We start from the raw sequence: 5,934 nt of genomic DNA on the forward strand, positions 1-5,934 counted from the left end.
CACTCGCTCACCGAACTCAAAACGACCGCCCGCAATCGGCTGCGCAGCGCACAGCAACGCGCCAACATCATTGCCGCGTGCTGGAAGCAGGCCGAGTTGTGGTGATGTCATCATTTATGCAAGTCTCAATAAGTGCTTCAAAGAAACCTGAATTCGCACGTTCATTCTCCCGCTTCAGCTCGTTTCTGGCGGCCCTTGCCACGAGCTCGAACTCTTTCTCCACGTCATTTCTCGTGGCGGCCGATGAATCGGTTGACCACGATCCATAAATCGAGTCCTTCACGCCCCTCTCCTTCTACTGAAGACAGTATCCAGGTGACCAGCTGGCTCTCGGCCGCAAGCGGAGCGACCGCTGTTCGACTGATACCAATAGCTCCGTCTTGTGCTCTGACCTAGCAGGTGTCCACTTTCACGTGTTCGGTTATACCTAACTACCCTTGCCTGACTGCTTTGTGCCAGACTGTCGAATGACCGCATAGCCCCAACATAGCTCTCCCCTCACGACTCTCGGCGCATCTCCGGCATCGCGTCGAGACGGTAATGGCCACGCCGTTGCCACTCCTGTCGGGTCTATCGCTGAGTCGCGCCCTCTACGAGGAATCGTCCCGGAATTGATGAGCGATGGATAGACCCGGCGCGGTGATAACTGTCATGCGCTTGAGGAATAGCCCTTTGGTTTTTAACGGCAAATAGACGCGTGGTATATCTGCTAATGCCGCGGTTCTTCTTGCGCCATGGTCATTCCCAGTTGGAATAACCCATATGTTAATTCGGGTACTACCACGCGAAGGTGATGGTCACTAGGATGAACCCCCCGATAGGACTCATGTGCATGTCCCGGCCGCGCGCTTTCTCCCAACCGCGCGGATGTCTTGCCTCTCGCTGCTTGCCTCGCTGTTCAAGCTGTGGAGACGGTATGGCGACTTGCGCGGCGCGGCGCTGGCGCAGGGTTTTCTGTCGCTTGGGTTTAGCGCATTCCGGTCGACGTTGGCGGTCATGCTTCACGCTGCACCGTTTCAAGGTCGGGGATACACATATTCCGCGCGGGAATGGATGTTATTCGTGCCTGGCGTCTACCGCACTGGGGGATCTTGTTCCAGCATAGCGGCCTAGCTGTGCGAAGCTCGCCTTACGGCGCCACTCGACTGACAGAAGCGCGATCTCGTCGAATGCTCCGTTAAACCGGCTCTCGGGTTATCGGTTTCCTGTGAGGTTGAGTGACCGCCGCGTGGCGGGCCGTTGCGTACGCGTTTTCGTGAGATTGTCGCTGTGGAGTAAGTCTCCCCTGCGCTCGAATGGCATACCGTAACTACGCGGCTGGGCGCGCATTCCAGCTGAGTGGCGCAACTTCCTGATTCTTGGAATCCAACACAACCGCCGTTGGATGCGGCACATGAACTGAGGAACATCTCATGTATGAGGTTTACGCTTTCTCCACGCCTAACAGCGTCAAGGTCCATATCGCTTTGGAGGAGCTCGGGGTTCCCTACAAACTTCACGCCATCAACGTGCGCCAAGGTGAGCACAAGCGTGACAGCTTTCTTGCGCTCAACCCCAATGGGAAAGTGCCGGTAATCGTGGACTTGGAGCGCGCCTTAGTGTTGAGTGAGTCGGCGGCCATTCTGGTGTACCTTGCCGAAAAGCATGGGGAGCTCCTACCCCGTGACCCGGCGGTCAGAGCCAGAACGTTTGAGCAGCTGTTCGTGCACGCATCGGGCCTCAGTCCGGCCTTCGGGCAAGCCGGCTACTTCCAGAAGTTTGCGCCTGAGCAAATTCCTCACGCGGTAGAGCGATTCGTCACGGAAGCGAAGCGGCAACTGGGGCTGCTCGATGGGATTTTGGAAGAGCGCGAGTACGCGGCAGGAGACGAGTTTTCCATTGCCGACATTGCTCATTTCGGTTGGATCTGGCGTCGTGGGTTTCCCGATCTGACGCTGGATGACTTCGACAACGTTCGGCGTTGGTACGATGCGGTGCAAAGCCGTCCGGCCGTTGGGCGAGCGATAAAGAAGGTCGAGGGGCTGGTTCCAGTTACCGCGTAAGTGTCAGATCTGGACGGCCGATTCCGCGCAGCGGGTCTGCCGCCGGCAGCGGACCGGAGGGGCAAGGGCGGGCCAGAATCGAACCAATAGGGAGCCTCCTACCAACGGGCGGCGGGTGAACTAGGCCGCGGGGATTTGGTGGGCCTGGGGCGAAGGGCTCACGCTATCGACAGCGTGTGCGATGAATGCTCGAATTTTGGGCGTGACGGCGCGCGCCATGGGATAGAGAGCCTGGATGGACCGTCGTGGCGTTTTGAAGTCTGAGAGCACCCGGAGCAGCGAGCCATTGTCGATGTGACGCTGAACAGTGTAGTCGTGTAGGTAGACAATGCCCGCGCCGGAGAGGGCTGCGTCAACGAGGGCATCGCAATGGTCGACAACGTTCCGCGCCATGTCGCCGATCTTCACAACCCGTGGCGTTTCGCCAAGGGAGAAGTGCCAGTCGTGAAATCGCCTGGTGCTTGGTGAAAAATACGCGACACAATCGTGGGCTTGTAGATCGTCAGGAACCTCGGGGAATCCGCGTTCGCTAAGATAATCGGGACTGGCGCAGGCAATCCATTGTGTGGCGCCGAGGCTGCAAGACCCTAGCTTCGAAGGAATGAGCTCCCCAACTCTGATCGCCAGATCGAAGCCTTCATCCAAGACATCGACGGCGGCGTCCGACAGGCTTGTTTCGACAACTAGCTTGGGATAGTGCCGCCTGAACGGCGTCAGCATCGGAATCAAAACCGACTTGCCGTAGCCAACGGGTGCTGTGATCCTTAGTTTCCCAGTTGGGCCGCCGGTCGACTCTATCAACTCGGTCTTTGCGTCTTTTAGGTCTGCGAGGACCCTCCTGCAACGCTCAAAGAAAGCTTCACCCTCCGCCGTTATGCCGACGCTTCTCGTTGTGCGATTCAGCAACACCACGCCAGTCTGGGCCTCCAGGCGACTGACGGCCCGACTCACTCCGGAGATTGATAGGCCCATCATTCGGGCTGCCTCAGTGACGCTCTTCGCCTCCGCGACCCGAACAAACGCTTCAACCGAAGACAGATCCATTAGCCTTTCCTTTGCCCGGCGCGTAAGGGTGGATCGCGACGGGCCAATCATCGGCTGCTTCGGGCATAGGCAAGTGCATCGGCGATCCATCAAAGCACCACGTCAGCTGCCGTGGCTTGGTCGGCGCAGCGCTCTGCTCCAGCGCAGGAGCTGCAAATCAAAGCTACCAGGAGAGCGCAACTGATCCGAACGCGCTGTTGACGGCCGCTTCTATCTAACGGGCTTCGTTAGCTACGTCGTCAAACGCTACGCAGGGCCGTTTGAGGTCCCGTCGGAGTGAACGTATTCTAGCCACAAGGGAAGCGGCTAACAATGGCCGACTTAGATCAATTCTGTTTTGCTCAGTGAGCAAATGCCCATGCGTTTTGGCTAACAGTTGAGCCTGGCCATTCTGTGCGTCCGCCGGAGGAAACGCGCCATACGGACCACGAAGATATCGATAAGACGAACGATCTGTGGCAATCCGACCGGCTGCTTGTGTGTACTACCAACAGTCAGAATGAGAATGAGAACGTTCAACTTATAAGTTCTATGACTATCTGACTTGGTATGCTTCATTATGAATTTAAGGCTATTCGATGAAGGACGGAAGAGGACTTTCGGTGCGATAGTCATCATGCGACACGAAGTGCTAGGTGCCCAACACCGGCTGTGACGCGCTTGAGCCGTCATCGAGAATTGCAGCGCCCCAAAAAAGTGCGCGGAAGGGGCATTCTTTGGAGGACATCACCTGTACGAAGAGGTCAGCGCCGGCGAAGTCGCGCTGTCACTGCTGTGGCTGCCCGTTGCCAGCGCCGGTGCATACCGGCTTTGTGCGTCGTCGAGATCCCCGTCGTGTTTATCACTTCAATCGCGGAGACCCAGATTGACTATAGGAGCTGAACGACAGGCGCAGATCCTGCGCTACTATCACGTCGAGAAATGGCGCTGCGGCACCATTGCGCGCCAACTTGGCGTGCATCGCATCATGACACCGTGCGACGGGTGCTGGCGCAAGCCGGGCTGCCACGGCATGGGCCGGTACGCGGCTCGAGCGTCGAGCCATACCTGCCATTCAGCCTCCAGACGCTGGAGAAATTCCCCACGCTGACGGCCCGCCGCCTGTGGGAGATGGTGCGCCAGCGCGGGTACAAAGGAGAGGCGGACCACTTCCGGCATCTGCTTGCCATTTACCGGCCGCGCCCCGTGGCCGAGGCACTCCTGAGGCTGCGCACGCTGCCAGGTGAACAATGCCAATGTGACTGGGCCCACTTCGATCACCTGGAGATAGGCCGGGCCCGCCGGCCGCTGATGGCCTTTGTGATGGTGCTGTCGTACTCGCGCGACATCTACCTGCGCTTCTTCCTCTCATGCTCTTATGTGCATGAGAGGAATTATGCGAAGCGACGGCTTATGCGAAGTCGGGGCTCCCGCGGAGTTCCCGAGCCCTGTGCAACACGCGATCGGTGGCGTGGCGATGCAGCCATGGACTTCGCATTACGTAAGTGGTGTCCTCCAGTGGCAATCCAACCACAGGAGATTTTATGGATGCACTCGCTTCGATCCGTCCAGCAGCAGCTTCATGGCTGCGCCGCAGCAACATCGCCGAACTCGTTCAACCGTTCTGGGAACGACTCGTGGAGCGTCGCTACGCCAGCGAGGTTGTGCGCTCTTATACGTACTGCCTGGCCCACTTTGCGCATTGGGCGCAGCGACGTCCCGGTGGCGCAATCGCGTCAGTCGAGCGTCCCAAGCTCTTCCTTGACGGACATCTCGCTAAGTGCGGTTGTCCGCCAGAGGTGTCTCGTGATCGGGGTCATCATCATGCAGCGCTAGCGCATCTGAGGGCGCTACTTCACGAGCAAGGCATTCCGATCACCGAGGGAAGCAATGACATCGTCGATGAGGAGTTGTGGCATTACGACGACTATATGCGCCTGGCCAGAGGGCTCGCTCCGAGCACGCGTGCCTTGCGCCTGCGCACCTTGCGGCCATTCATTGAGCAGCGAGTGAGCGCCGATCGAACCAATCTGCTACCCCTTACCGCAGATCATCTGCGCCGGTTCTTCACCGAGATGCTCCAGCGATGGAGTGTCGCCAGCGCCGGAACGTTGGCCGGCGCACTGCGGAGCTACCTCCGGTATCGCGCCACAAGGTCATCCTCCACGATAATTTAAAGAGCGCCGTGCTCGAGCGCCAGGGTGACGCGATCCGCTTCCATCCGACGCTACTAGCGTTTGCCGGGCACTACCGGTTCGAGCCTTGCCCGGTGGCGGTGGCACGGGGCAACGAGAAAGGGCGCGTCGGACGGGCCATCCGCTACGTGCGCGACAGCTTCTTTGCTGCGCGCAAGTTCGCAGACCTGGACGATCTGAACGTGCAGGCTGAGCACTGGTGCCGCACCCAGGCGGCAGACCGGAAATACCCGGAAGATCCGGCGGTGACGGTACGCGAGGCCTTCGCCATGGAGCAGCCGCTGTTGCTGGCGTTGCCAGACAATCCGTATCCCGTGGAGGAGCAGGTTGAGGTCAAGGTCGGCAAGACCCCCTACGTGCGCCTCTTCCTGAACGACTACTCGATCCCGCACACGCATGTGCGCCGCACGCTGACGGTGCGCGCCGATCTGGAGCAGGTCCGGGTATTGGATGGGGCCGAGGTGATTGCCCGGCGTCGCCGCAGCAACGACCGCGGCGAGCAGATCGAGCTGCGGGCGCACATAGAAGAACTCGAAGCATGCAAGCACCAAGCCCGCCAGCACCGGGGCGTCAACAGCCTATTGAGACTTGTATAAATCATGACAACCGATTCGAGTCTGACGCGTTATCTGATCAAGGCGTTGATCGGGAGTCGATTGCATGGCTGGGAAGAT

4 protein-coding genes are annotated in these 5,934 nt (G+C 59.0%); 3 read left to right on the plus strand and 1 reads right to left on the minus strand.

Features of this window, described 5'->3' with window-relative positions:
• Nucleotides 1-1,412: 1,412 nt before the first annotated feature.
• Nucleotides 1,413-2,042: a glutathione S-transferase family protein gene (locus ACYP5B_RS26025; RefSeq protein ID WP_459571621.1), complete on the plus strand. Its 630-nt coding sequence runs from the start codon at nucleotides 1,413-1,415 to the stop codon at nucleotides 2,040-2,042.
• A 120-nt stretch (nucleotides 2,043-2,162) separates the two neighbouring features.
• On the opposite strand, the gene ACYP5B_RS26030 is transcribed toward ACYP5B_RS26025, so the two are convergent.
• On the minus strand, nucleotides 2,163-3,086 hold the full coding sequence (locus ACYP5B_RS26030) for a LysR family transcriptional regulator (protein ID WP_459571622.1): 924 nt from the start codon (nucleotides 3,084-3,086) through the stop codon (nucleotides 2,163-2,165).
• A gap of 1,523 nt (nucleotides 3,087-4,609) precedes the next feature.
• On the opposite strand from ACYP5B_RS26030, the gene ACYP5B_RS26035 reads away from it, so the two are divergent.
• Entirely contained in the window at nucleotides 4,610-5,242 is a 633-nt protein-coding gene (locus ACYP5B_RS26035) for a hypothetical protein (RefSeq protein WP_459571623.1), read from the plus strand.
• Nucleotides 5,243-5,250: 8 nt separating this feature from the next.
• Nucleotides 5,251-5,856, plus strand: coding sequence for a Mu transposase domain-containing protein (locus ACYP5B_RS26040; RefSeq protein WP_459571625.1), 606 nt, complete (start codon nucleotides 5,251-5,253; stop codon nucleotides 5,854-5,856).
• Nucleotides 5,857-5,934 lie beyond the last annotated feature (78 nt).

The sequence above is a fragment of the Cupriavidus sp. 8B genome (genome assembly GCF_054589115.1).